This is a genomic window from Sphingomonas sp. HMP9 (genome assembly GCF_013374115.1).
Classification (GTDB): domain Bacteria; phylum Pseudomonadota; class Alphaproteobacteria; order Sphingomonadales; family Sphingomonadaceae; genus Sphingomonas.
Window position 1 is genome coordinate 393,356 of sequence record NZ_AP022673.1, and the last position, 24,608, is coordinate 417,963.

Below are 24,608 nucleotides of genomic sequence, written 5' to 3' on the forward strand. Positions count from 1 at the left end.
TCGTAATATTGCTCGCGCCCTGCGTCCTTGCGATATAGGGGGCCGTATTTTCCGGGAGAGGTGACGTCGTGTTCAAGGGCCTGAAGCCTATCGTCTATAACGGTCGGGAAGTCTGGCCTCTGGTTGAGGGCGGCAAGGGCGTCGCCGCGACCAACCACGCGTCGGCCGGCGCCTGGGCTGCGGCTGGCGGCATCGGCACCGTCTCGGCGGTCAACGCCGACAGCTATGACCCCGAGGGCAAGATCATCCCGCAGGTCTATGCGGCGCTCACGCGGCGCGACCGCCACGAGGAACTCGTCCAGTACGCGATCGAGGGCGCGGTCCAGCAGGTCGAGCGCGCGTACGAGATCGCCGACGGTAAGGGCGCGATCAACATCAACGTGCTGTGGGAAATGGGCGGCGCGCAGCGGATCCTGCACGGCGTGCTCGAACGGACGCGTGGCAAGGTCGCGGGCGTCACTTGCGGTGCCGGCATGCCGTACAAGCTGTCCGAGATCACCGCGTCCTACGGCGTCAGCTATCTGCCGATTGTTAGCTCTGGGCGCGCGTTCCGCGCGCTGTGGAAGCGCGCCTATTCGAAGGCAGCCGAGTGGCTTGCCGCGGTCGTGTACGAGGATCCTTGGCTCGCAGGCGGTCATAACGGCTTGTCTAACGCTGAGGACCCGTTGAAGCCGCAGGACCCGTATCCGCGCGTGAAGGAACTGCGCGACGTGATGCGCGAAGGTGGGATCAGCGATGCCGTGCCGATCGTGATGGCCGGCGGCGTCTGGTATCTCCGCGACTGGAACGACTGGATCGACAATCCGGAGCTCGGCACGATCGCGTTCCAGTTCGGCACGCGGCCTTTGCTGACGCGCGAGAGTCCAATCCCGCAGGATTGGAAGGACGCGCTGACGCAGATCGAGGAAGGCGACGTGCTGCTGCACAAGTTTTCGCCGACCGGCTTCTATTCGTCGGCGGTGCGCAATCCCTTCCTGCGTTCACTGGAAGCACGCTCCGAGCGTCAGATCGCGTTCTCGACGCAGGAGGCGGGGGATCACATCTTCCAACTCGACGTCGGCGTGAAGGGCAAGAATTTCTGGGTCACGCGCAACGACCTGCTGCGCGCACGCCAGTGGTTCGGCGAGGGCTATACCGACGCGCTGAAGACGCCCGACAACACGCTGGTGTTCGTCAGCCCGACCGAGAAGGGCATGATTCGCAAGGACCAGGCCGACTGCATGGGCTGCCTGTCGCAATGCTCGTTCTCGAGCTGGGCAGATACCGATACCAACTCGACCGGGCGTCTCGCCGATCCTCGCAGCTTCTGCATCCAGAAGACGTTGCAGGACATCGCCCATGGCGGGGACATCGACCAGAACCTGATGTTCGCGGGCCATGCAGCGTATAATTTCAAGAAGGATCCGTTCTATTCGAACGGGTTCGTACCTAGCGTCGGGCAGCTGGTGGATCGAATCCTGACGGGGGATTGAGGCGAGCGGGCGTCGTGCAATCGGGCTAGTGCCTGAGGTGCGCCGTCCGACTGCTTCTGGCTCAACCACGGCGAACAGCCAGGCGATTATACCCAGGAGTCAAAGATAGACTGTTTCCCCGCGAAGGCGGGGACCCAGACTGCCTCCCGCCTTCGCGGGAGGACGGCGCAGGGCGGGCTGTCGTTCGAATGCGGCAGTCCTTGCTTCGACAAGAGAAGCAGCGAACAGGTCGGCCTCCAGACATGGGATGCGCAGATGACGTTACACGCATGGTGGCTGTTCGTGGTCGCGGTGTTCCTGTTGTGCGGGACCCCGGGGCCGAACATGCTGCACATCATGACGCGCAGCATCGCGTTCGGCGCGCGACGCAGCATCGCGGCGATGGCGGGGTGCCTGACTGCGTTGGTACTTGTCCTCGCGGCATCGGCGGCAGGTGTTTCCGCGTTGCTGGTTGCGTGGCCGCGCGTATTCGACGCGCTGCGCTATGCGGGCGTCGCATATCTGATCTTCCTCGGGATCAAGGCGTGGCGCGGGGCGGGATCGCCGATCGATGTCGGCAGCGACGCGCTTCCGGAAAGCTGGTCCGCCCGGCGCCTGTTCCGGGGCGGGTTCGCGATCGGGATCAGTAACCCGAAGCTGTTGCTGTTCGCCGCGGCGTTCCTGCCGCAGTTTGTCGACCGCGCATCGCCGCGAGCGCCGCAGTTCGCGATCCTGGTGGCCACCTTCGCGGTGGTCGAAAGCGTCTGGTACGGCGTCTATGCGGCAGGCGGGCGGACGCTCGCCAGGTCGCTGACGCGGCCGGCGCTACGCCGCGCGTTCGACCGCGTGACCGGTGCGATCTTCATCGGCTTCGGCCTCGCATTGCTGCGAGTGCGCCCGTAACGATCTACGGCCTGCGGCGCCTCTGGCATTGCCGTTTTGGGCGATAGCGCGCATAGCCGAAGCATCGCGGCGCTTCGTACGGGCAGGCTGCGACTGAGAGATGCTTTGCGCTCCCGCTCTAAGCCGGGAATGCCGCATGACGATCTATTCTTCCATCATGACCTCAGGAGCCACATCGTGACGTCGGCTACCGATACGGTCGTACCGATCTCGCGCGCGGTCAACGTCAGCGTCGAACAGCCGCAAGTCGTCGCGATGTGCAAGAAGCATGATGCGATCATCAGCGCCATCGAGACGCTGCCATCGGGTGGAACGCGAGTCGTGTTAATGAACAGCGCGGATGCCGCGAAGATCATCAAGGCGTTCGGATCGAAGGTGCTGACCGGGACGGTCGCTCGGACGCACTGGATGCGCGCGGTCTAGGCATAACCCAATCCTCCCTCGCAAAGGGGGGGGGGGCTGGCACCGGGTAGCCGGAGGGGGAGGAAAGCGACACGTCGGTTCCGGGTCCTCTTCGCCTCAGGTGCCACCTTATCAATTCCGAAATTGTGAAGCGGCGTGTTTCTGCGGCTTTAGATCCAGCCGTCGAGCACCTGATCCGGCGGGCGATGCCCGTCGGCCCACATCCGGATATTCTGGATGACGCGCTCACCCGACGCCATACGGCCTTCGAGCGTGGCAGAGCCCATGTGCGGGAGCATCACGACGTTGGGCAGCGCCAGCAGGCGAGGATCAATCGCGGGCTCATGCGCCCAGACGTCTAGCCCTGCGCCGGCCAGCCGCCCGTTCTCCAGCGCCTCGACCAGTGCCGCCTCGTCGACGATCCCGCCGCGCGCCGCGTTGATCAGGTACACGTGCGGCCGCATCAGCGCGATACGGCGCGCGTCGATCAGGTCGCGGCTGTCGGGATTGAGCGGCGTGTGGATCGTGACGATGTCGACCGCCGCGAGCATGTCGTCGAGCGACGCATGGAACGTCGCGGCCAGCTGCGCCTCCCGCACCGTAGGAAGCTGCTGTCGATTGTGGTAATGGATCGTCAGCCCGAACGCGCGTGCCCTGAGTGCGACCGCCTGGCCGATCCGCCCCATGCCGACGATCCCCAGCGCCTTGCCGCCAATCCGGTGGCCGAGCATCCCGCCCGGGCTCCACCCCTTCCATTGGCCCGATCTCACCAGCTTCTCGCCCTCGGCAAGGCGGCGCGGGACCGACAGGATCAGCGCCATCGTCATGTCCGCGGTGTCCTCGGTGAGGACGCCCGGCGTGTTGGTCACGATGATCCCGCGCGCACGCGCCGCTTTCAGGTCGATATGATTCACGCCCGCGCCGTAGTTCGCGATCAGTTTCAGGCGGTCGCCCGCGCCTGCGATCAGGGCAGCGTCGATGTCGTCGGTCACGGTCGGCACGAACACGTCGCAGTCGGCCATCGCTGTGGCGAGCTGCTCGCGGTCGAGCTTGGTGTCGGCGCGGTTGTTCTGCGTGTCGAACAGCGCCTCCATCCGATCCATCAGCGTATCGGCCAGCTCGCGGGTGACGACGACCTTGGGGTTCGGACAGGGGCGTGTGTCGGTCATGCGGATGGCTTGGCGAAGCCATTCGTGCGCGTCAACGTCGGGCCGTCAACTTCGGTTGAGGAAAGCAGTTCGTCGCGATAGGACGGCGGCTCGCCAGTTAGGACATGACCATGCGCATTCTCGCCGCAGCGCTTTCCGCCCTTGTTTTCACCGCGCTGGTGCCCGAGCCGGTGGCTGCGGCCGACGCGACGAAGCGCACGCTGCCTTATTACGCGTCGATCTCGGCATCGCGTGCGCGGATGCGGACCGGCCCGGCGCGGACCTATCCGGCCAGCTGGCTGTACCAGCGCCAGGATTTGCCGATCAAGGTCGTGGCCATCTTCAAGGAATGGCGCAAGATCGCCGATCCCGCCGGCACCGAGGGCTGGATGCAGGCGAACCTGCTAAGCGGGACGCGGACTGCAATGGTGCAGGGGGCGGGGCCAGTGGAGTTGCGCGAGAAACCCAATGCGGGAAGCCGGTTGCTCTGGCGCGCGGCGCCGGGCGTGGTCGGGCGGCTGAGCCAGTGCGGCAATGGCTGGTGCCGGATGGATGTGAAGGGGCAGGCGGGGTTCGTGCAGATCGGTGGGTTGTGGGGCGTCGAGGCTGATGACGTTCTGCCTTGACCGCAACTTCGAGCCGATGGCGGATCGTTCGCGACGACCTGACCAACCCCGAGGTTATCGCGCTGGTCGAACTGCATCTGCGCGCGGCGCACGAAAACTCACCGCCGGGTAGCGTCCTTGCGCTAGACCTGACAGGGCTGCGCGATCCGCAGGTGACGGTCTGGTCGGCGTGGGACGGCGATCAGGTGGTCGGGATGGCGGCGTTGAAGCAGCTCGACGATCGTCATGGCGAACTGAAATCGATGCGGACCGCGCCGAACGCTCTGCGACGCGGCGTCGCACGGATGCTACTCGATCATGTCATCGCTCAGGCCCGAGGCCGCGGGTATCGGCGGATCAGCCTCGAAACCGGAACCGCGGCGTCTTTCACCGCGGCACATGCGCTGTACGAAAATGCCGGGTTCATCGCTTGCGAACCGTTCGGGCCGTACAGCGATCGCGTGTTCGCGGCCTATTATTCGATGGACGTGTGACCCACGACGGGACCGAGGGGGCGGTGCCCCCTCGATAGCGTTAGCGCCACAACTCCAGCGCCATCGCGGTCGCTTCGCCGCCGCCGATGCAGAGCGAGGCAAGGCCGCGCTTCTGGCCGGTGGTCTCCAATGCCGACAGCAACGTCGCCAGGATGCGCGCGCCGCTCGCACCGATCGGGTGGCCCAGCGCGCACGCGCCGCCGTGGATGTTCACCTTGTCGTGCGACAGGCCGAGGTCGCGCATCGCGATCATCGCAACCACTGCAAACGCCTCGTTGACCTCGAACAGGTCGATATCGGCCGCCGACCAACCCGCCTTCTCCATGGCCTTACGCATCGCGAATACCGGTGCGGTCGTGAACAGCGCTGGCGCATGCGCATGCGCTGCGTGCGCCACGACGCGCGCTATTGGCGTGATGCCCAGCCGCTCGGCAACGCTCGCACGCGTCATCACCAGCGCGGCGGCGCCGTCGGAGATCGACGAAGCGTTGGCGGCGGTGATCGTTCCGTCCTTCGAAAAGGCGGGCTTCAGCGTCGGGATCTTGGCGACGTCGCCCTTGGCCGGCTGTTCGTCGAGCGTGACCGTCGTCGTGCCCTTGCGGCCCGCAATCTCGACCGACACGATCTCGCGATCGAACGCGCCCGACGTCTGCGCGCGCTGCGCACGGTGCAGCGACTCGATCGCGTAATCGTCCATCTGCTTACGCGTGAACTGGTATTCGTGCGCGGTATCCTCGGCGAAATTGCCCATCAGCTTGCCGGGTTCGTACGCATCCTCAAGCCCGTCGAGATACATATGGTCGTACATCCGGTCATGCCCGATCCGCGCGCCGCCACGGTGGCTCTTCGACAGATACGGCGCGTTGGTCATGCTCTCCATGCCACCCGCGACCAGTAGGTCGACCGACCCCGCCGCCAGTGCATCGGCCGCGAGGATCGCCGCCTGCATTCCCGATCCGCACATCTTGTTGACCGTCGTCGCCTCGACATGGTCGCCGAGCCCGGCGTTGATCGCCGCCTGCCGCGCGGGCGCCTGGCCCAGCCCGGCGGGCAACACGCAGCCCATGTAAATCCGCTCGATGTCCGCGGCCGACACGCCCGACCGGCCGACCGCACCGCGGACTGCATCGGCGCCAAGCTGAGTCGCGGTCGCGCCCGCGAGCTCGCCCTGGAACGATCCCATCGGCGTACGCGCGTAGGACAGGATGACGACGGGATCTCGATCGACGGCCACTTCAGCTCTCCAGTTATTCTTCTGCCCCCGTATCTGGGGTTGATGCGCGGCAATACAAAGCAGCGCGGGATGCGCCTAGACCCATCGGCATGGAAACACTCATCACAACGCTCAAATGGTGTGCAGCAGGGTCGGGCGTGATCGCCGCCTTCATGGTGTCGCTGGACTTCGGCCGGCGCGTGACGGGGTGGGGGTTCGTGCTGTTCGTCGGCTCGTCGATCGCGTGGCTGAGCGGTGCGGCCTTGACCGGGGACTGGGCGCTGGGCACGCAGAATATCGTGTTGTTCGGGATCAACCTCCTCGGCGTGTATCGCTACTTGGTGCGCAAGACGGGTGTCTGAGCCCGCGTTCTGGGCGGTGCTGCTCGCGGTACTCGGTGCGATCGTCGGCAGCTTCGTCGCGGCGCTGGTGACGCGATGGCCCGATGGTCGATCGGTGGCTCAGGGGCGGTCGGCTTGCGACGCCTGCGGACGAACGCTGCGCCCGAGCGACCTCGTGCCGCTGCTCAGTGCACTGATTCTGCGAGGACGCTGTTGGTCGTGTCGCGCACCGATCAGCCCCGTCCATTGGCGGATCGAACTGGCCGGGCTGGTGATCGGCGTCGCGGCGGGGATCGTGGTGCCGGGGCCGGTCGGGCTCGCGGGTGCGGTCTTCGGATGGCTGCTCCTAGCGCTCGCCAGCCTCGATCTCGTCGCGTTCTGGCTCCCCGGTCGGTTGACCGGGCTGCTCGCCCTCGCCGGCTTGGCGAGCGCGGCGATCGGCATCGATCCGCCGCTTCCCGAGCGACTGATTGGCGGCATCGCCGGGTTCGGCACGCTGTGGCTGGTCGCGCTCGGCTATCGGCATGTGCGCGGGCGCGACGGGATGGGCGGCGGCGACCCGAAGCTGTTCGGAGCAATAGGGCTATGGCTCGGATGGCAAATGTTGCCGGCCGTTCTGCTGATCGCAAGCATGATCGGGCTCGGTGTCGTCCTCGCTGCACACCTCAAGGGACGCAGCATGGCCGCGGACACCGCGCTTCCGTTCGGCGCGTTGCTCGCGATCGCGGGTTATCCCGCGTGGTTGTTCATGATAGGCCTGACGTCATGATATCGCTCGCTCTTATGCTCGCGCTGCAGACCGCGACGGCTGCTCCTGCCGCCAATCCGGGTCCCGGCCCCCTTGGTGCGATCGGCACTCAGAAGCTGCCCGCGAAAGGATGTGCCGCCTATCTGTGGAGCATGGACGTCGGCCGGCAACTTGTCGCGATGGCGACCGCCGACCCTGCGCAGATCCGCGTAGCGGTCGACGGCAAGACGACCGATTACGCGGTGGCCACCCAGTCGCCTACGATCGGCTTCGGCTTTGGCGGAGTCACCCAGTATCGCGGCGGCGACGTGACCGCGACGCTAGACATGGCGATCGCCGTGCGCGCCGACATTTCGGCAGGCGCGACCGTGACGTCCGCGACGCTCCGCATCGACCGCCCCGGACGCGATACCGTCGTCATGCCGGTCGGTGGTCTAATCGGCTGTGTCTGAGGTAAATTTGTTGGAAACCAAGCCGTCCTATGTGCGTTACGTGGGCGAAGATGGGGGTGAATCGAGTACGATCGCTGCCTGTAAAGGGGATCGTGTGAAAGCTTCGAACAGCCGGCATCATTGGCTCGCTCTGGCGTTGGTAGCGTCGACAACGGGATTTGCGGCGACTGGTTCCGCCCAATTGGCGAAGCCGGGCACTGCCCCGGCCAAGGGTCCCGACGCGCCCAAGCCAAGCGACCGGCCGCAATCCAGCGATCCGCGCAACGATGCGCCGATCGTACCCGATTCCGAGTTCGACAGCGCGTTGCCGCCGTTGAGCGGCAACCTGAACGCGCCTTTGGAAGCGATGGCGCCGCTGCCGGCTTCGTCGACCCAGGCACCTGCCACGCCGGCTACCGCTACGACTTCGGCAACGACGGTCACTGGCGACGTCCTGCCGCCGACCGGCCCCGCCGATCCGCAACTCGCGCAACCGCTGACCCCGCTGTCGAGCTTCGACACGACTCCGCTCCAAACTGCGGCGGACATCAAGGACAAGGACGCGCCCGAGATCCGGTACGAGACCGCGACCAAGGGGCTCGACAAGGCGGGACCCGGGCTAGAGGGCGAATACAAGGCGCTGTCCGCGCTCGCCGAGGGCAAGGGCAAGGCGGCGAACGCCACGCAGGTCGCGGCGCGCGGCCGCGAGGACGAGGCGCTCGCGGTACGCTTGCTGAAGTCGCTCGGCTATTATGACGCCACCGCGATCTCGACGATTGAGACGATCCCCGACGCCGACAAGACCAAGCCCGCGCAGCTCAAGGCGACCGTCAGCGCGCAGCCCGGGCGGCTTTATTCGCTGTCGTCGATTACCGTGCAGGCGAACGCGACGACGCCCCCCGATCTGGTCCGCCAGCAATTGCCGCTGAAAGTCGGCGATCCGATCGAGGCCGCCCGGATCCAGGGCGCGGAAGCGAATGTCAGCCTGACGCTGCCGCAACAGGGCTATCCGTTCGTCAAGGTCGGCGAGCGCGACATCCTGCTCGACGATCAGACCCCGACCGGCGCGTATACGCTGCCCGTCGATATCGGCCCGCGCGCCTCGTTCGGCCAGCTTCGCACCGAGGGCGATCCGGTCTTTAATCTCAAGCATCTCGGCCTGTTCCCGCGGTTTAAGACGGGCGAACTCTACGACAATCGGATGACCGACGATCTGCGCGATGCGCTGGTCGCGACGTCGCAATTCTCGACCGTATCGGTCGAGCCGGTCCGCACCGGCACGGTCAACCCCGACGGCACCGAGCAGGTCGACCTGCTGGTGCGCCAGAGCGCGGGCAAGCCCCGCTCGCTCGGTGGCAATGTCGGCTTCTCGACCGGCCAGGGCTTCCGTGCCGAGGGGACGTGGCAGCACCGCAACCTGTTCCCCTATGAGGGCGCGCTGATCGGGTCGGTGATCGCAGGCACGCAGGAACAGGGGCTGGCGGGCACGTTCCGCCGCGCGAACGCGGGCCGCCGCGACCGGACGTTCAGCCTGACCGCGGGCGCGAACCATTCGAATTACGACGCCTATGACGCGTTCACGACCAGCGTCGGCGTTCGCTGGAGCTACGACTCGACGCCAATCTGGCAGAAGCCGCTGACCTATTATTATGGCGGCGAACTCGTGGGCACGAACGAGAGCGTCTATGACTTCGCGCAGGGCAAGGACGTTCGCCGGACCTACGGCATCGTCGCGCTGCCGGGCCAGGTGAAGTTCGATCGGTCGGACAGCCTGCTCAATCCGACCAAGGGCTATCGCCTGACGCTAAACCTCAGCCCCGAAACATCGGTGCAGGGGTCGGTCAAGCCGTACATCCGGACGATGATCGAGGGGACGTTCTACTACCCCGTCTCCAGCAGCATCGTCATCGCCGGGCGTGCCAAGGCAGGCTCGATCCAGGGCGTCGACCGCGACGACCTGGCACCGTCGCGGCGTTATTACGGCGGCGGCGGCGGATCCGTGCGCGGCTATGGCTATCAGCGGCTTGGGCCGTTCGATCCTAACGGCAACCCGATCGGCGGGCGTTCGCTCAACGAATTTGCGCTCGAAGCCCGCTACCGGTTCGGCGATTTCGGCATCGTGCCGTTCATCGATGCCGGCAACAGCTACGAGAGCAGCACGCCGAACCTGTCGTCTCTGCGCTATGGTGCGGGTATCGGCGGGCGCTTCTATACCAGCTTCGGCCCGATGCGTTTCGATATCGCGACGCCGCTGAACCCACGCGAGGGCGACGGCAAGATCGCGCTCTACATCTCGATCGGGCAGGCATTCTAATGGCCGAAAACGGCACCCCTGCGGTCGAGCAGACCGTCATCGTCGCGCGTCGCCCCTTGTGGCAGCGTTTCCTGAAATGGCTGGCGATCCTTGTCCTCGGCTTGGTCGCGCTCGTCCTGATCGTCCTGTTCGGCATCAACACCGATCCCGGCCGGCGGCTTGTCGCGGACCAGATCGGCGGCTACACAACCGCCTCGGGGCTGAACATCAAGGTCGGCCGCATCGACGGCTCGATCTACGGCGCAATGACCTTGAGTGACGTCCGCGTCTCGGACCCCAAGGGCGTGTTCCTGACCAGCCCGAAGCTCGCCGTCGACTGGCGCCCATTCGCATTCGCCAAGAACCATGTCGACGTGCGCTCGCTGACGACTCCGCTCGTCACGCTGCAGCGCCGTCCGGTACTCAACGCAACGCCGACCGATCCCAACGCGCCGTTGCTCCCCGATCTCGACATTGACATCAACCGTCTGGTGATCGACCGCTTCCTGATCGCCAAGCCGGTGACCGGCCAGACGCATATCGTGAAGATCGACGGCACCGTGCATGTCGCGGACAAGCGCGCGCAGCTCACCACCAACGCGGCTGCGCTCACTGGCCCCGGCATCGCCGGCGGCGATCGCCTCATGCTCAAGCTCGATGCGGTCCCGGCGCAGAACAAGTTCGACGTGAACGTGAGGCTGACCGCGCCGGTCGGCGGGGTGGTCGCGACGATGGGATCGTTAAAGGCGCCGCTGACCGCGACCGTCGATGGCCGCGGCAGCTGGGCCGTGTGGCAGGGCCGCGCAGTCGCAACGCTCGGCGGCGGGCAGCTCGCGAACCTCGCACTCACCGCGAAGAACGGCCATATCGAAGTGCGCGGCTCGACGCGTCCCGGCCTGTATCTCGAAGGGCCCGTCGAACGCCTGACCGCGCCACAGCTCGACGTCGCGATCGACACGACGCTCAACGACCGCAAGGCCGACACGCGGGTGACGCTGAAGTCGGACGCGCTCGCCGTCGACGCGGGTGGTCTGATCGATCTCGCCAATAGCCGGTTCGGCAATTTCGCGGTGAACGCAAAGCTGCTGACGCCGGGCGCGATCCTTCCCAACCTCCGCGGTCGTGACGTCACGGCGCGCGTCGTCCTCGACGGTGCGTTCGCGATGCCCACGGTCGACTACAAGGTGCGCGCCGCGACGATCGCGTTCGGCGACATGGGCGTCGAGAACCTCTATGCTGAGGGTCTCGCCCGCATCAACGCGGACCGCATCCTGGTCCCCGTCAAGGCGCGCGCGCGCCGCGTGACCGGGCTCAACGCCGCGGTCGGCGGTCTCGCCACCAACGTCGCGATCGACGGCGACTTCGCGATCTCTGGCGTCAACATCCTGTCCGACAACCTTAAGATCCGCTCGGACAAGATCGACGCGACCGCGGTCGTCGTCGCGAACATGGCGACCGGCCGCTACACCGGCGCACTGAAGGGGCGGGTCAACAACTACCGCGTCGACGGCATCGGCATCGTCAACCTGACGACCGACGCCAAGCTGGTGCCGGGGCCCAATGGCGGCTTCGGGATCACCGGCCGCGTCGTCGCGCAGACCTCGCAGATCTTCAACGAAGGCGCTCGCAGCTTCCTCGGCGGCAACGCGATCGTCCGCTCGGATATCGGCTACAGTCCTGAAGGCATCGTCACCTTCCGCAACCTGCGGATGAACGCGCCCCAATTCCGAGTCACGCGCGGCGAAGGCCGGTTCGATCCGGCGACCGGAGCGGTGCTGGTCAATGCCGATGCCTATTCGACCGTCTACGGCCCGCTGTCCGCACGCGTGACCGGCAGCGCGACCGCCCCTGTCGTCGTGCTGCGCGCCCCGCGGCCGGGCGTCGGCGTCGGGCTCGTCAACCTCAACGCGCGCATTGTCGGCCGTGGCGGCGCCTATGCCGTCACCGCGAGCGGCGGCACCAATTACGGCCCGTTTACCGCCGACGTGCTCGTCACGCCGGGCACGCAGCTCGCGGTCGACATGCGCCGCGTGGTGTTCGCCGGGATCGTCGGCAGCGGGCGTATCGTTCAGACCGCCACAGGTCCGTTCGCCGGCGCGCTCCAGTTCGCGGGCCAGGGTCTGTCGGGCAACGTTCGTCTCGCCAACCAGCGCGGCTATCAGCGCGCCGACGTCGCCGCGCGCGCCAATGGCGCCCGGATCCCCGGGATGGTCTATTTCACGATTGGCCGCGCGATCATTAACGCGACCGCGGTCCTGACTCCGACGCCTCAGATCGTCGCCGACGCGCAGATCGCGGACATGCGCTATGGCGCGATCGTCCTGTCCGCAGGCCGCGCGAAGGTGAACTATGTCGGCGGCAACGGCACCGCGCAGGCGCTGCTGACCGGCTCGAACGGCGTCCCCTTCCGCCTCGCGGTCAACGCCAAGCTCAGCCCGAACAACTACCTCGTCGCGGCGCAGGGCCAGGCCAACGGCATCGACTTCCGCACCGTCAACCCGGCGCACATCCAGGCAGTGAAGGGCGAATATCGCCTGTCGCCGACCCGGATCGACTTCGGTGGCGCAGGCGGCGGCTCGGCACGTCTCGCGGGCACCTATGGCCGCGGCACGACCGCACAGGTCCGGCTCGATCGCCTCGATCTGTCGACTCTGTCCGCGCTCGTTCCCAATCTGGGGATCGGCGGCAAGGCCACCGGCAGCCTCGATTTCACGCAGGTCAATTCGACCGCGCTGCCCAACGCCGATGCGCGCATGACCGTCACCAACTTCACCCGCTCGGGTCTCGCCGCGGTCTCCGATCCCGTCGACATCGTGTTCGCCGGGACGCTCGGCGGCGAAGGCGGCACCGGCCGTGCGCTGGTGCGTCGCGGCACCTCGGTGATCGGCCGAATGGTCGCGAACCTGCGCCCGCTCCCCGCGGGCACCGGCTCGTGGAGCACGCGCCTGATGGCCGCGCCGCTGTCGGGCGGGATCCGCTATAACGGCCCGTCCGCGGTGCTGTTCAGCTTTGCCGCGATCCCGAACCAGCAATTGTCGGGGCCGATCGCAGTCGCCGCCGACTTCTCCGGCCGCCTCCAGGCACCGCAACTGAACGGCGTCGTCCGTGCCGACAACCTGACCTACGACAACGAGACCTATGGGACCCGCCTGTCGCAGATGCGGATCGCCGGCCGCTTCTCGAACACCGACCTGCAACTGACGCAGCTCAGCGCGAAGGCCGGCGACGGCACCGTGCAGGCGCAGGGCTCGATCGGGTTCGCGGCCGACAGCGGCTTTCCGATCGATCTGCGCGCGACGCTGAACAACGCGCAGCTCGCCAAGAGCGATGCGATCAGCGCCACCACGACGGGCACGATCCACCTGACCAACGGGCGTGACGGCGGGCTCATCCAAGGCGATCTCCAGATCCCCGAGGCGCGCTACCAGATCATCCGCCAGGGTCAGGCCGAAGTGCCCGAACTGACCGGCGTCCGCCGCAAGAGCGACATCCGCACCCCGGTCTCGACTGACCGGTCGCAGGTGCCCGCAGTCGGCAAGTTCAAGCTCGACCTGCGCGTGCGTGCGCCGAACCAGCTGTTCGTGTCGGGCATGGGGCTCGAATCCGAATGGGAAATGGACATGCGGATCGGCGGCACGTCCGCCGCGCCGGTCATCACCGGCGGAATGGATATCGTCCGCGGTACCTATTCCTTCTCGGGCAAGCGGTTCGAGGTCACGAAGGGGCAGATCCGATTCCGCGGCGGTGCGCTGACCGACCCGGACATCAACATCCAGGCAAGCACTACGACCAGCGACATCACCGTGACGATCAACGTCACGGGCACCGGTCAGCGTCCGCAGATCGCGTTCACCTCGACGCCAACGCTGCCGCAGGACGAGGTGCTCAGCCGCCTGTTGTTCGGGTCGAGCCCGGCAAACCTGTCGGCGACCGAGGCGATCCAGCTGGCGTCTGCGCTGAACTCGCTGCGCGGGTCTGGTGGCGGGGGTCTTAACCCGCTCGGCAAGCTGCGTTCGGCGACTGGGTTCGATCGCCTCCGCGTCCTTGGCGCCGATGAGGCGACCGGCCGCGGCACCAGCCTCGCGGCGGGCAAGTACATCACGAAGAACATCTATGTAGAGATCGTGACCGACGCGAAGGGCTATACGTCGACTCAGCTCGAGATCGCGTTGACCAAGGCGCTCAGCCTCTTGTCGGCGGCGGGATCGAGCGGCGGGCAGAGCGCCAGCGTCAAATATACCAAGGACTATTGAGTAAAGAACACAACAGGATAGGTTCGGTTATGAAACCTAGGGCGTAACGCCGGGGCGAGAGGATGCAGCATGACCGAGCATGTCGACGTGATCGTTGTGGGCGCCGGGATTTCCGGGATCGGGACCGGCTATCACCTCCAGACCCGCTGCCCCGGCCGCAGCTACATGATCCTCGAGGGGCGCGCGGCGATGGGCGGGACGTGGGACCTGTTCCGCTACCCTGGCATCCGCTCCGACTCGGACATGCACACGCTGGGGTTCGCCTTCCACCCCTGGACCGCGGCCAAGTCGATCGCCGACGGTCCTTCGATCCGCGCCTATGTCGAGGAAACGGCGAGGGAATACGGGATCAACCGCAAGATCCGCTACGGCCATCACGTCAAGTCGGCGGCATGGTCCACCGAGGATGCGCGGTGGACGGTTGAGGCGACGGGACCCGATGGCGCGCCGGTGACGCTCACTTGCAACTTCCTGTCGATGTGCGCGGGCTATTACAATTACGCCAAAGCCTATTCGCCCGAGTTCGCGGGGGCGGCGAGCTTCGCCGGGCAGATCGTCCACCCGCAATTCTGGCCCGAGGATCTCGATTACAGCGGCAAGCGAGTCGTCGTGATCGGCAGCGGCGCAACCGCGGTGACCTTGGTGCCGACGATGGCGCAGACTGCCGAGCACGTGACCATGCTCCAGCGTTCGCCCACCTATATCGTCGCGCGTCCCGGCGAGGATGGTGTCGCGAACTGGCTACGCGGGAAGCTTCCGGCCAAGGCGGCCTACGGCATCACGCGGTGGAAGAACGTGCTGATGGGGATGTTTTTCTTCCGCCTTGCGCGGAAAAGCCCCGCCAAGGTGAAGGAGCGGATGATCGGCATGGTCCGCGATCATCTCGGCCCAGACTACGACGTCGCGACGCATTTCACGCCGCGCTACAATCCGTGGGACCAGCGCGTCTGCCTCGTGCCCGACGGCGACCTGTTCACTGCGATCAACGCCGGCAAGGCCTCGATCGTCACCGATACGATCGCGCGGATCACGCCCGAGGGCATCCACCTCGAGTCAGGCAACGACCTGCCCGCCGACGTCATCGTCACCGCCACCGGGCTCGAACTGCAGTTGATGAGCGGCGTCGCGTTCAGCCTCGACGGGCAACCGATCGAACTCGCCGGCCGGCTCCAGTATAAGGGGATGATGTTCGATGGGATCCCGAACCTGTCCTCGACCTTCGGCTATACCAACGCGTCGTGGACGCTGAAGGCGGACCTGACCGCGGTCTATGTCTGCCGCCTGCTCAATACGATGACGAAGCGTGGGCTTCGCCAGGCGACGCCGCACAACGACGATCCGACGATGAAGAGCGAGGCGTTCCTCGATTTCTCGTCGGGCTATGTCCAGCGCGCCGCCGCCGCGCTGCCCACGCAGGGCGAACGCAAGCCGTGGAAGCTCAACCAGAATTACGCGCTCGACCTGATGGCGTTGAAGTTCGGCTCGGTCGACGACGCGATGCACTTTTCGAACCATGCGCCGATTCGTGCCAGACCGGCGCCAATGACAGTCGCGTGAGAGCGCTGCTGATACCGGCAGGGTAGGGCGCGAAGTGGGGCGACAGTTGAGCCAACCTCGTCGCGAAAGGACGGCCGAGCCAAGCGCTCGTATTATGCCGCTAGTGATCCAGCCAAAGCTAAACAAGCCATGTTCGCAGACGGTTGGCGACGATTGCCGGCAGCGGTTGCCGATACGGAGACAGGTCGCCGTCGCGTTGGGGGGGCGCTCGTAACAGTCTATGCTCGCCCCAACGTTAAGTGTCGGCCCGAACACCGAGACACGCCCTTATTCGACGTGCCACCGGCATCCGGACCGACTTAGTCATTCACCAGGGGCGAATGCCTTCGCCGTAGACGAGCGAGATAATGAACTTCAGCATGTTTTGCTCCCTTATTGACACCCATCGGGTGCCTTTTTTGTATAGATGTTAACGCTGCGTTAAACAATAAAATTTGTAAGATGTTAACCATTTCTGGGATGGCGTCATGTGCTTGCGGCTTAAGGGTATATTTAGGCGTTAACGCTATTCGGGATCGCATGAGGGACACTCCGTATGCGCAGATCGAGAGTAGCAAGCCGGTTGCGGGGACGCGGCTAGATATCGATTCTGCGGTAGAGCGCACACGGGAGGTCATCTTCCAGGCTTCGCACGCGTCGTGGCGGTTCGTGGTGCTGGCCGAAATCGCGAACTTCGCGCTATTGCGACGTCATCTCGGCCGGCTCAGGGCGGACACGCTGATCGTCGACGTGTCGGCCAGGATCGCGGATGCACTACCCGATGCTAGGGTAATGGTCGCCGGTAGAGAGACCGTGGAAATCGCCTTTGAGAGCAACGCGCGTCTCGCACTCGACGTCGCCATAGCGGCGGTGGAGGCTGGGTTCGAAGAACCGTTCGATATCGATGGCGAGTCTTACGTCGTGCATATCCAGTTGGGCGCGGCGGCTGCCGCGGCGCACCGCGACGAAGTGCTGCTGATCGAAGAGGCCGAGCATGCCTTGCGTGAAGCGCGGGCGGAACGAATAGCGATCGCTCGCGACGTGACTGACAATCCAGCAGCGATGGATCGTGCCGAGTTGTCGCTGGACCTGACCCGGGCGATCGAGAAAGAAGAACTGTTCCTTCAATACCAGCCAAAGGTTCACCTGCGCCGGCGGGAGGTCACGAGCGTCGAGGCGCTGGTCCGCTGGAACCACCCGACGCGCGGCCTCGTGCTACCCAACGACTTCATTCCCCTTGCTGAGGAATCGCGCGATATCGTCGCGCTGACGCTGTGGACGATCCGCCGTGCGATTACCGACCAAAAGACGCTGGCAGCTAGCGGTCACGATCTGCGGATCTTCATCAATATCGCGGGGGCATTGCTCGCCGACAAGCGCTTCGTTCGGTGCGCCTGCGCGCTGGTGCAGTCGAGCGGTGCGCAACTCGGGTTCGAGATTACCGAGACATCCGTCATCCGTGATCCGGAAAGTGCGATCGCCAATCTCAAGATCTTTGCCGATATCGGGATAGTCATCGCGATCGACGATTATGGTGCCGGCCTGTCCTCGCTGGCGTATCTCAAACAGCTGCCCGCGCGCGAGTTGAAGATCGACAAGCTGTTCGTCACGCAACTCACCAGCTCGAACCGGGATCCGTTGATCGTCCGCTCGACGATCGATCTTGCGCACGCGCTGGAAATGGAAGTCGTCGCCGAGGGGGTGGAGAGCCAGGCGGCGATGGCATTGCTGTCCGTCATGGGTTGCGACATGGTCCAAGGGTTTCTCATCAGCCGGCCGATCAATCTCGATGCGCTGATCCATTTCCTCGACGACGGAAAATACCAGGCGATCGCGGCGGATATCGGTGCGCCGTTCAACCGGCTGGCGACCGTCTGGAAGCGCGGCTGACAATGCTGACATACCGCTGGATCATGGCGGGGACCGCCATGGCACTGTCGATCATCGGTCCAGCTTCGACCGGGTACGCGCAGTCGACCACGGTTTCGTCGACCGACGCCGCCGTCGATCGCTACGAGGTGACCGTCGCGGATGCCAATGCGGCGATGCTGATCGATCCGGCGAAGGCGTTGCCGAAGGCGATCGTCGCGGAACGCTACGGTGCACAGATTGCGAGCGAGAAGGCGCGAGGCGTCGCGATCGCCACCGCGCAATGGTTACAGGGTGAGGCTCATCTCCGCATCAACGACCCGGACAAGGCGGATCCGCTCATCCGACGGGCGCTGGCATCGGTGAAGCGGTTTCAGCCGAGATCGAAGCTTCACGCCGACCTGCTGATATCGATGGGCTGGCTGGACAGCTATCAAGGCCATGTCGGCAATGCGCTGATCGACTATCAACTCGCGTTCACCATCTACCGAAAGCTCGGCGATGCCAGGGGGCAGTCGCGGGCGCTCGTCTTCATCGCGTTGCTTTATACGCAGGCCAAGGATCCCCAGACGGCGGATCGCTATTATCAGCAAGCGCTCGATGTCTACCGTGGCGACGTCAACATCGCGGTGTCGATCTACAATAACCGGGCCCTGGTCTTTGCCGAGGATCGTCAGTTCAAGAAGGCGGCCGAGCAGTTCAAGCAGGCGGTCGATCTGGCGAAACAGCTCAACAGCCGGAACCTGCTCGAGCTGATCTACATGAACATCGCCCGGGTTCAGCTGGAGCTAGGCAATCTTACGCTAGCGGACCGGGCGATCGCGAACGGCCGGGCGACTGCCGATCCCAGCGATCCGAGCCTTGCTGGGCGCCTGACCGCGACGGCCGCGCAGGCGGCGTTGCAGCATGGCGACTTGCCGCGCGCCAATCGGCTGATTCAGAGCGCGTTGATCGGGATAGACCCAAAGGCGACGGGCACGTCGTATCGCGATTTCCACGAAACCGCGTACAAAATCTTCAAGGTAACAGGCGATGCCAAAGCCGCGCTCGTGCATCTCGAAGCGCTGAAGCGGTTGGACGATGCCGGCACCACGCTTGCGACGGATACTAAGACGGCACTGATGGCGGCGCGATTTAATTTCGCCAACCAGGAACTCAGGATCAGCCAGCTGACGGCGAGCGAACTGCAGCGCAGCATCGCGTTCGAACGCACGCGGGCGCAGACTCAGCGCAACGTATTTCTCGGAATGGCCGCGGCCGTCGCGGTGGTGATCGCATTGTTGGCGATCGGGCTGATTACGATCCGTCGCAGCCGGGATCAGGTTCGGGCGGCGAACGACGATCTGGCCACCACTAACAGCGCACTGGGCAAGGCGCTGGCCGCCAAGACCGAGTTCCTCGCGACGACCAGTCATGAGATCCGAACGCCGTTGAACGGTATTCTCGGCATGACGCAGGTGATGCTGGCCGATCCGACCCTCGCGGCGGAGATGCGCGAGCGGCTTGGCGTGGTGCATGGCGCGGGCATCACGATGCGTGCGCTGGTCAACGATATTCTCGACATCGCCAAGATGGAGACGGGCAATCTCACGATCGAGGCCGCGCCGTTCGACGTCTGTGCTACGGTGACGGACGCGGCGCGGATGTGGGAGGAACAGGCGCGGGCGAAGGGCCTGTTGTTCACCGTCGATGTCAGCGGTTGCCCGGCCATGATCTTGGGTGACGCCGCACGGGTTCGACAGATCGTGTTCAACCTCCTGTCCAATGCCCTCAAGTTCACCAGGAAGGGCCACGTCGCGCTGAGCATCGACGTCGGTGGGGACGACCGGTTGCGCGTCGCCGTTACCGATTCCGGTATCGGTATTCCCTCCGACAAGATCGAGGAGATCTTCGAATCCTTCCGTCAGGCTGATGCCGGGACGACGCGACAATTCGGCGGGACCGGGCTGGGACTTTCCATCTGCCGCAATCTGGCGCGTGCGATGGGCGGGGACGTGTTCGTCGCCAGTATCGTGGGTCAGGGGGCGACATTCACGCTCGTCCTGCCCTTGGTGCGCGCCGAACCGAACGCGATCGAGGCCGTCGACCCTGACCCGCGGCGAGGCACGCTGATCGTCGATCGCAATCCGATCACGCGGAGTATGTTCAAGGCCTTGCTGGCACCACATGGCGGGCCAATCGCCTTGGCTGCGTCGGTCGACGACGCCGTCGTGCGGCTTGGTGGCAATGACGTTGCACGCGTGCTGATCGACGATGCGACGGTGCGCGGCGATGACGCGCTGAGCGGACTGACCAGGATTGCCGAGGCGGCGCGCATTTCCGCTGCTGAGACCACGTTGCTTTGGCCGGTTGCCGCGGATGTGGAGCGCGAGGAACTGTTGCGGACGGGGATCACGCGGGTTGTTGCCAAGCCGGTCAGCGGTGGTGGGTTGGTCGCGATGATGTTCGACGGATCGGTATCGACGAACGGCGTGAATCCGGACCTTGTATCGCATGCTGCATGAGGCGTAGAGGCCGCCATATGGCTACGATATATCCTCCTCTAATCTATGTTAAGTGGGGGTTTCGATGAACGTTTTGTTCATCGAGGACGACCGGATGAACCGCCGTGTCGTCAAGGATATGCTCGATGTCGCAGGTGTGGCGATGGTCGAAGCGGAGAGTGCGGAACGCGGGCTCGAGATCATCGACGAACAGGAGTTTGCGATCATACTCGTCGATCTGCGGATGCCCGGCATGGACGGGATCACTGCAATCGAACACATCCGCGCGCGGGGCGACGCGAAGGCGAAGGTCCCGATCATCGTCGTCACCGCGGATATAGCGCCGGACCTGCGCGAACGCTGTCTGGCGGCGGGCGCGGACGACGTGATTTTCAAGCCGGTCGCGATGGACTCACTCTTCGAATCGATGGGCGCGATCCTCGCCCGCGGTATCGCGGGCGAGGGCATGATCGGCTAACAGGACGCCGTTAGCGCCGTAGGGCGTCGCCGAGCGATGCGGTCGCGCTACCGCGCCGTGCTGGTTTTGGTTGCGAAGGATCGGGTGACCAGCCGGTCAGGAAGACGATCTGGAACGTCTCGTGCGTGCGGCCGCGGTCGTCGGCCGCGCTGGCGAACGCAGCTATGGTCCGACCCAGCGCGCCCGACACGAGGGGCTGGCGCTGCGCGAGGATGTTGCCAGCCGCCATTCCGCGCAGATCGCCGAACAGCCGACCGAGATCGCGGTACCCGACGTCCAGCGTCTCGACATCGGCCACGGGCAGAGCGAACCCGGCACGCATGAGCAGGTCGCCGGCGGAGCGAACGTCGATCTGCGGATGAAGCCGGGCCGCGGGGCGCTCGCTTTCCGCGGCCCTCAGCGCGCTACGAAGGGCCGGCAAGCTCCCCGCGCCCACGAACGCGCCAAGAAACAGGCCGTCGGGACGAAGCACGCGGCGGACAAGCGCCAATGCGCCGGGCAGGTCGTTGACCTGATCGAGCACGCCGGCGCTCACCACAAGGTCGAACGAGGCATCGGCGAAGGGGAGGCGGTCCTCGTCTGCCTGTACACCGTTCGCGCGCGCGGCAAACGCGAACCCTGCATCGCATCGCGCCACGCGGGCGCCCGGCGGAGGGGTGAAAGCGCCGTCGAAACAGCCGAGATCGAGGATGTCGGTAAAGTCTCGCGTAACGGCATCGAGCCGCTCAGCAATTCCGTCGAGCATAGTCGCGCGGAGGAAATCATGCTCGGCATAGTCCGGTGCAGCACGGTTCCGGCGGACACGGCGCGCGGCACGGTCGAAGATCTCGGGGGCGGAGTTTTCTGAAACGGTATCGGACACGTCTCCGCTTGTGCCGTGGTCGCGCGCCTCCGACAAGGGCTGGCGCGAATGTGAGGGGAGGGGCTGCATGAGGATACTCGCCCCGTTTCGCTACGTCGCCGGGTTGGCCTTGCCGCCCCGATGCGCTGGTTGCGGCACACCGGTAGGCGAGGATCACCGGTTCTGCGCGACCTGCTGGACCGGGTTGCGCTTTCTCGCATCGCCTTGGTGCGCCGGCTGCAACCGACCCTTCGCCTTCGATCGCGGCGACGCGGCTTTGTGCGCGCCCTGCATTGCCGAACCGCCGCGGCACGCCGGGGTGCGTGCTGCCGTCGCCTACGGCCCGATCGCGCGCGATCTGGCGCTACGGCTGAAGTATGGCGGTCGGATCGCGCTCGCCGAGACGATGGCGCGACAGATGCGGCGGTTGCTGCCGGGCGAAATCGATCTGCTCGTACCGGTTCCGCTCCACCGCTGGCGGATCTGGACGCGCGGTTTCAACCAGGCGGCATTGATTGCCGACGCGCTCGCCGGGCTTTCCGGTGTACCACATGATCGGGACGCGCTGGTTCGTCCACGCCGGACCATCGTGCTCCGAGGGCTCGGCGCTCGCCAACGTGCCAAGGCGGTCGCGGGTTCGTTCGCGGTATCGGCAGCCGAGCGGGTCGATGGGAAGACGATCGCGCTGGTCGACGACGTCTATACCAGCGGGGCGACCGCCGACGCGTGCACGCGCGCGCTGCTAAAGGCAGGCGCACAGTCGGTCACGATCCTGTGCTGGGCGCGCGTCCTTTCGTCCACCGCCGACGATTGACAAGTCTGGACCGAGACCACATTTCCGCCTCATGGCTAAAGTCGAAATCTACACCAAAGCGTTCTGTCCGTATTGCACGCGCGCGCTCAAGCTCCTCGCATCCAAGGGGGTCGAGCCCGAGCAGTTCGATGTCACCATGGGGGGTCCGAAAAAGGCCGAGATGGTCGAGCGGTCGGGCGGTCGCATGACGATGCCGCAAGTCTTTATCGACGGTAAGCATATCGGCGGATCGGACGATCTGGCGGCGCTCGACGCAAAGGGCGGCCTCGACGCACTGCTCGCCTGATGGCGAAGATCGGCGTCCTCCAGATGACGAGCGGGATCGATCCCGCCGTCAACGCCGCGACGCTGGTCGAAGCAATCGGAGACGCTGGAGCAGCGGGTGCGGTCATGCTGTTCACACCCGAAATGTCGGGTCTGATCGACCGTGATCGGTCCCGTGCGGCACATTCGATCGTCGTCCCGGATGACGATCGCGTGCTGGGGGCCGTGCGGGCCGCTGCAGCAGCAAACGGCATTTGGGTACATCTCGGCTCGCTCGCGATACGCCGCCCGGACGGCAAGTTTGCCAATCGTGGGTTCGTTATCGACCCGACCGGCGCCATCCGAGCCGCGTACGACAAGCTTCATCTGTTCGACGTCGATCTCCCGTCCGGTGAGAGTTGGCGGGAGTCCTCAGCCTATGTCGCAGGCGATACGGCGACTGTTATCGATACGCCCGCGGGTAAGCTCGGCACGTCGATCTGCTACGATCTTCGGTTCGCTGACCTCTATCGCGCGCTGAGCGATGCTGGCGCGACGATCCTGTCGGTTCCGGCCGCCTTTACGCGACCGACGGGCAGAGCGCATTGGCACGTTCTGTTGCGCGCCCGCGCGATCGAGGCGAGCGCGTTCGTCGTCGCAGCCGCGCAGACCGGCGTCCACGAAGACGGACGGGAGACGTACGGACAATCGCTGGTCGTCGACCCGTGGGGCGACGTGTTGCTCGAAATGGGTGAGGCCGCAGGGCTTGCGTTCGTGGAGATCGATCCTGCCCGGATCGAGGACGTCCGCTCGCGGGTGCCGGTCATCGCGCACCGTCGAACAATCCCACCCGTCTCGATCGTCGGGTGATCGTCTTCGATCTCAAGTGCGGTGGCGGCCATGTGTTCGAGGCGTGGTTCGGATCGAGCGACGTGTATGAAAAACAGCGCGTGGCCGGGTATGTCCGCTGTCCGGTCTGCGACGATGATAGGATCGCCAAGGCAGTCATGGCGCCCGCCATCTCGGCCAAGAGCAACAGCAAGCCGCCGCCTGCGTCCCCGGACGCCGTCAAGGCTGCGATGAAGATGCTCGCCACCCGCCAGGCCAAGGCCCTGGAGTCCTCGGAGTGGGTCGGCACCGCGTTCGCCGATCGCGCCCGAGCGATGCACCTCGGCGAAGAAAAACACGCGACCATTCACGGCCAGGCAAGTCTATCGGAGGCCAAGGCTCTTATCGAGGAAGGCGTGCCTGTCGCCCCGCTGCCCCTGCCGATCGTTCCGCCGGAAAAGGCGAACTGACCGCGGCCAACCGAGCCTTGGCGAAAGAGGTGGCTGCGGCGTAAACCATCATAACGTCCCTGAAAATACTATATATTTTTGCATCGGTATTTGGTCGGCGCCCCCTGCGGTGACCCCAGTTGGAGGGTCACTGCGTACGGGAGGCCCCGGCGCGCCGGGCGTTCACCCAATCGCAGACTTCACCTTCCCACCAACCGACGCACCGTTTCGTCAGCGTGGTGCTGGTTGGAAAATCACCCGCATCGATCAACCGGTAAATCGTCGCGCGGCTGAGACCGACGGTGGCAATCACATCGTTGATGCGGAGGAATCGATCGCTGTCGCTTGGCCGGCCGTCTTGCTTCGCTGCCGCTAGGTTGCGACGCGACAACTCGATCGCGATCGTGTTCACGCTGTTATCCTCATGTTGGCAAGGCGGTTAGGGTGGCGCGGCATAAGCCCACGGCTTTTGCGGGCCGGGCGGCCGCGATCACTGCACGCAGCTTGGCAGCATGCCGCGTTCCACATGATCGAGGCCGATACGACGTACACGGTCGGCGCCGGGGCGGCCGTAAAGGCAGCCGAGCTTATTATCTCGAACTTCGACCCACGATAACGGCCGAGGCGGCGGAAGCGGCGCCCCGGTCAATTTCGCCCAATTGCGGACATTGACGCGCAGGCGTCTTTCCGAGCAAGACCGATCGGCATGATGTTTAGGACGATCCTGATCTGCCTTACAGCCACTGCCTTCGGGACAGGATGCCAAAGGTTCGCGCCTGCTCAGA

General features: G+C 65.3%; 22 protein-coding genes. 18 read left to right on the forward strand and 4 right to left on the reverse strand.

What is annotated here, in order from left to right; translation table 11 throughout:
- Positions 1 to 68: 68 nt before the first annotated feature.
- The 3 genes from HMP09_RS01895 to HMP09_RS01905 all read left to right on the forward strand — a co-directional run bounded on the left by HMP09_RS01895 (position 69) and on the right by HMP09_RS01905 (position 2,777).
- Complete coding sequence (locus HMP09_RS01895) at positions 69 to 1,472, forward strand: NAD(P)H-dependent flavin oxidoreductase (protein ID WP_176498952.1); 1,404 nt, start codon at positions 69 to 71, stop codon at positions 1,470 to 1,472.
- Positions 1,473 to 1,727: 255 nt separating this feature from the next.
- Positions 1,728 to 2,354, forward strand: a complete 627-nt coding sequence (locus tag HMP09_RS01900; protein WP_176498953.1) for a LysE family translocator — start codon at positions 1,728 to 1,730, stop codon at positions 2,352 to 2,354.
- Positions 2,355 to 2,531: 177 nt separating this feature from the next.
- Entirely contained in the window at positions 2,532 to 2,777 is a 246-nt protein-coding gene (locus HMP09_RS01905) for a hypothetical protein (protein WP_232090542.1), read from the forward strand.
- Between the two features lie 149 nt (positions 2,778 to 2,926).
- Here the strand turns inward: HMP09_RS01905 and HMP09_RS01910 are convergent, their stop codons facing one another.
- A complete protein-coding gene (locus HMP09_RS01910; RefSeq protein WP_176498954.1) occupies positions 2,927 to 3,925 on the reverse strand; it encodes a 2-hydroxyacid dehydrogenase in 999 nt (332 codons plus the stop codon).
- 104 nt (positions 3,926 to 4,029) lie between these two features.
- Here HMP09_RS01910 and HMP09_RS01915 point away from each other — a divergent pair, with 104 nt between their 5' ends.
- Both HMP09_RS01915 and HMP09_RS01920 read left to right on the forward strand, forming a co-directional pair.
- On the forward strand, positions 4,030 to 4,530 hold the full coding sequence (locus tag HMP09_RS01915; RefSeq protein WP_176498955.1) for an SH3 domain-containing protein: 501 nt from the start codon (positions 4,030 to 4,032) through the stop codon (positions 4,528 to 4,530).
- Positions 4,527 to 5,003, forward strand: a complete 477-nt coding sequence (locus HMP09_RS01920) for a GNAT family N-acetyltransferase (RefSeq protein WP_176498956.1) — start codon at positions 4,527 to 4,529, stop codon at positions 5,001 to 5,003. Before HMP09_RS01915 ends, HMP09_RS01920 begins: the two co-directional genes overlap by 4 nt.
- Before the next feature lie 40 nt (positions 5,004 to 5,043).
- Here the strand turns inward: HMP09_RS01920 and HMP09_RS01925 are convergent, their stop codons facing one another.
- The gene (locus HMP09_RS01925; protein ID WP_176501514.1) at positions 5,044 to 6,186 is read right to left on the reverse strand and encodes an acetyl-CoA C-acyltransferase; all 1,143 of its coding nucleotides are present in this window, start codon (positions 6,184 to 6,186) and stop codon (positions 5,044 to 5,046) included.
- 140 nt (positions 6,187 to 6,326) lie between these two features.
- On the opposite strand from HMP09_RS01925, the gene HMP09_RS01930 reads away from it, so the two are divergent.
- From HMP09_RS01930 to HMP09_RS01970, 9 genes are all read left to right on the forward strand, one after another.
- A complete protein-coding gene (locus HMP09_RS01930) occupies positions 6,327 to 6,578 on the forward strand; it encodes a hypothetical protein (protein ID WP_165895429.1) in 252 nt (83 codons plus the stop codon).
- A complete protein-coding gene (locus HMP09_RS01935) occupies positions 6,571 to 7,326 on the forward strand; it encodes a prepilin peptidase (RefSeq protein ID WP_232090543.1) in 756 nt (251 codons plus the stop codon). Before HMP09_RS01930 ends, HMP09_RS01935 begins: the two co-directional genes overlap by 8 nt.
- A complete protein-coding gene (locus HMP09_RS01940; protein WP_176498957.1) occupies positions 7,323 to 7,757 on the forward strand; it encodes a hypothetical protein in 435 nt (144 codons plus the stop codon). The genes HMP09_RS01935 and HMP09_RS01940 overlap by 4 nt, the downstream gene beginning before the upstream one ends.
- Positions 7,758 to 7,938: 181 nt before the next feature.
- The gene (locus tag HMP09_RS01945) at positions 7,939 to 10,050 is read left to right on the forward strand and encodes an autotransporter assembly complex protein TamA (protein WP_176498958.1); all 2,112 of its coding nucleotides are present in this window, start codon (positions 7,939 to 7,941) and stop codon (positions 10,048 to 10,050) included.
- Entirely contained in the window at positions 10,050 to 14,282 is a 4,233-nt protein-coding gene (locus tag HMP09_RS01950; protein WP_176498959.1) for a translocation/assembly module TamB domain-containing protein, read from the forward strand. Before HMP09_RS01945 ends, HMP09_RS01950 begins: the two co-directional genes overlap by 1 nt.
- Before the next feature lie 69 nt (positions 14,283 to 14,351).
- Positions 14,352 to 15,839: a flavin-containing monooxygenase gene (locus HMP09_RS01955; RefSeq protein WP_176498960.1), complete on the forward strand. Its 1,488-nt coding sequence runs from the start codon at positions 14,352 to 14,354 to the stop codon at positions 15,837 to 15,839.
- A gap of 519 nt (positions 15,840 to 16,358) precedes the next feature.
- On the forward strand, positions 16,359 to 17,708 hold the full coding sequence (locus tag HMP09_RS01960) for an EAL domain-containing protein (RefSeq protein ID WP_176498961.1): 1,350 nt from the start codon (positions 16,359 to 16,361) through the stop codon (positions 17,706 to 17,708).
- A gap of 23 nt (positions 17,709 to 17,731) precedes the next feature.
- Entirely contained in the window at positions 17,732 to 20,191 is a 2,460-nt protein-coding gene (locus tag HMP09_RS01965; protein ID WP_232090545.1) for an ATP-binding protein, read from the forward strand.
- Between the two features lie 64 nt (positions 20,192 to 20,255).
- Positions 20,256 to 20,648, forward strand: a complete 393-nt coding sequence (locus tag HMP09_RS01970) for a response regulator (RefSeq protein WP_176498962.1) — start codon at positions 20,256 to 20,258, stop codon at positions 20,646 to 20,648.
- Positions 20,649 to 20,658: 10 nt separating this feature from the next.
- Here HMP09_RS01970 and HMP09_RS01975 read toward each other — a convergent pair whose 3' ends face one another.
- Positions 20,659 to 21,546, reverse strand: a complete 888-nt coding sequence (locus HMP09_RS01975) for a class I SAM-dependent methyltransferase (RefSeq protein ID WP_232090829.1) — start codon at positions 21,544 to 21,546, stop codon at positions 20,659 to 20,661.
- A 31-nt stretch (positions 21,547 to 21,577) separates the two neighbouring features.
- Between HMP09_RS01975 and HMP09_RS01980 the strand changes: the two genes are divergently transcribed.
- Genes HMP09_RS01980 through HMP09_RS01995 form a run of 4 tightly spaced genes read left to right on the forward strand, consistent with a single transcriptional unit; the run spans position 21,578 to position 23,844 of the window.
- Positions 21,578 to 22,303, forward strand: a complete 726-nt coding sequence (locus HMP09_RS01980; protein WP_176498964.1) for a ComF family protein — start codon at positions 21,578 to 21,580, stop codon at positions 22,301 to 22,303.
- A gap of 31 nt (positions 22,304 to 22,334) precedes the next feature.
- Positions 22,335 to 22,589 carry a glutaredoxin 3 gene (gene grxC / locus HMP09_RS01985; RefSeq protein ID WP_056063132.1) on the forward strand — a complete coding sequence of 85 codons (255 nt, stop codon included), beginning with the start codon at positions 22,335 to 22,337 and terminating at the stop codon, positions 22,587 to 22,589.
- Positions 22,589 to 23,416, forward strand: a complete 828-nt coding sequence (locus tag HMP09_RS01990; RefSeq protein WP_176498965.1) for a carbon-nitrogen hydrolase family protein — start codon at positions 22,589 to 22,591, stop codon at positions 23,414 to 23,416. Before grxC ends, HMP09_RS01990 begins: the two co-directional genes overlap by 1 nt.
- Positions 23,413 to 23,844, forward strand: a complete 432-nt coding sequence (locus tag HMP09_RS01995) for a DUF1178 family protein (RefSeq protein WP_176498966.1) — start codon at positions 23,413 to 23,415, stop codon at positions 23,842 to 23,844. The genes HMP09_RS01990 and HMP09_RS01995 overlap by 4 nt, the downstream gene beginning before the upstream one ends.
- Positions 23,845 to 23,971: 127 nt before the next feature.
- Here HMP09_RS01995 and HMP09_RS02000 read toward each other — a convergent pair whose 3' ends face one another.
- A complete protein-coding gene (locus tag HMP09_RS02000) occupies positions 23,972 to 24,235 on the reverse strand; it encodes a helix-turn-helix transcriptional regulator (RefSeq protein WP_232090547.1) in 264 nt (87 codons plus the stop codon).
- Positions 24,236 to 24,608 lie beyond the last annotated feature (373 nt).

Bases quoted from the DNA above. Each gene is read 5' to 3' on its own strand.
- HMP09_RS01900 (WP_176498953.1), top strand. From the start codon at position 1,728: ATGACGTTACACGCATGGTGGCTGTTCGTGGTCGCGGTGTTCCTGTTG.
- HMP09_RS01910 (WP_176498954.1), bottom strand. From the start codon at position 3,925: ATGACCGACACACGCCCCTGTCCGAACCCCAAGGTCGTCGTCACCCGC.
- HMP09_RS01915 (WP_176498955.1), top strand. From the start codon at position 4,030: ATGACCATGCGCATTCTCGCCGCAGCGCTTTCCGCCCTTGTTTTCACC.
- HMP09_RS01925 (WP_176501514.1), bottom strand. From the start codon at position 6,186: ATGGGATCGTTCCAGGGCGAGCTCGCGGGCGCGACCGCGACTCAGCTT.
- HMP09_RS01930 (WP_165895429.1), top strand. From the start codon at position 6,327: ATGGAAACACTCATCACAACGCTCAAATGGTGTGCAGCAGGGTCGGGC.
- HMP09_RS01940 (WP_176498957.1), top strand. From the start codon at position 7,323: ATGATATCGCTCGCTCTTATGCTCGCGCTGCAGACCGCGACGGCTGCT.
- HMP09_RS01950 (WP_176498959.1), top strand. From the start codon at position 10,050: ATGGCCGAAAACGGCACCCCTGCGGTCGAGCAGACCGTCATCGTCGCG.
- HMP09_RS01955 (WP_176498960.1), top strand. From the start codon at position 14,352: ATGACCGAGCATGTCGACGTGATCGTTGTGGGCGCCGGGATTTCCGGG.
- HMP09_RS01960 (WP_176498961.1), top strand. From the start codon at position 16,359: ATGAGGGACACTCCGTATGCGCAGATCGAGAGTAGCAAGCCGGTTGCG.
- HMP09_RS01965 (WP_232090545.1), top strand. From the start codon at position 17,732: ATGGCGGGGACCGCCATGGCACTGTCGATCATCGGTCCAGCTTCGACC.
- HMP09_RS01970 (WP_176498962.1), top strand. From the start codon at position 20,256: ATGAACGTTTTGTTCATCGAGGACGACCGGATGAACCGCCGTGTCGTC.
- HMP09_RS01980 (WP_176498964.1), top strand. From the start codon at position 21,578: ATGAGGATACTCGCCCCGTTTCGCTACGTCGCCGGGTTGGCCTTGCCG.
- grxC (WP_056063132.1), top strand. From the start codon at position 22,335: ATGGCTAAAGTCGAAATCTACACCAAAGCGTTCTGTCCGTATTGCACG.
- HMP09_RS01990 (WP_176498965.1), top strand. From the start codon at position 22,589: ATGGCGAAGATCGGCGTCCTCCAGATGACGAGCGGGATCGATCCCGCC.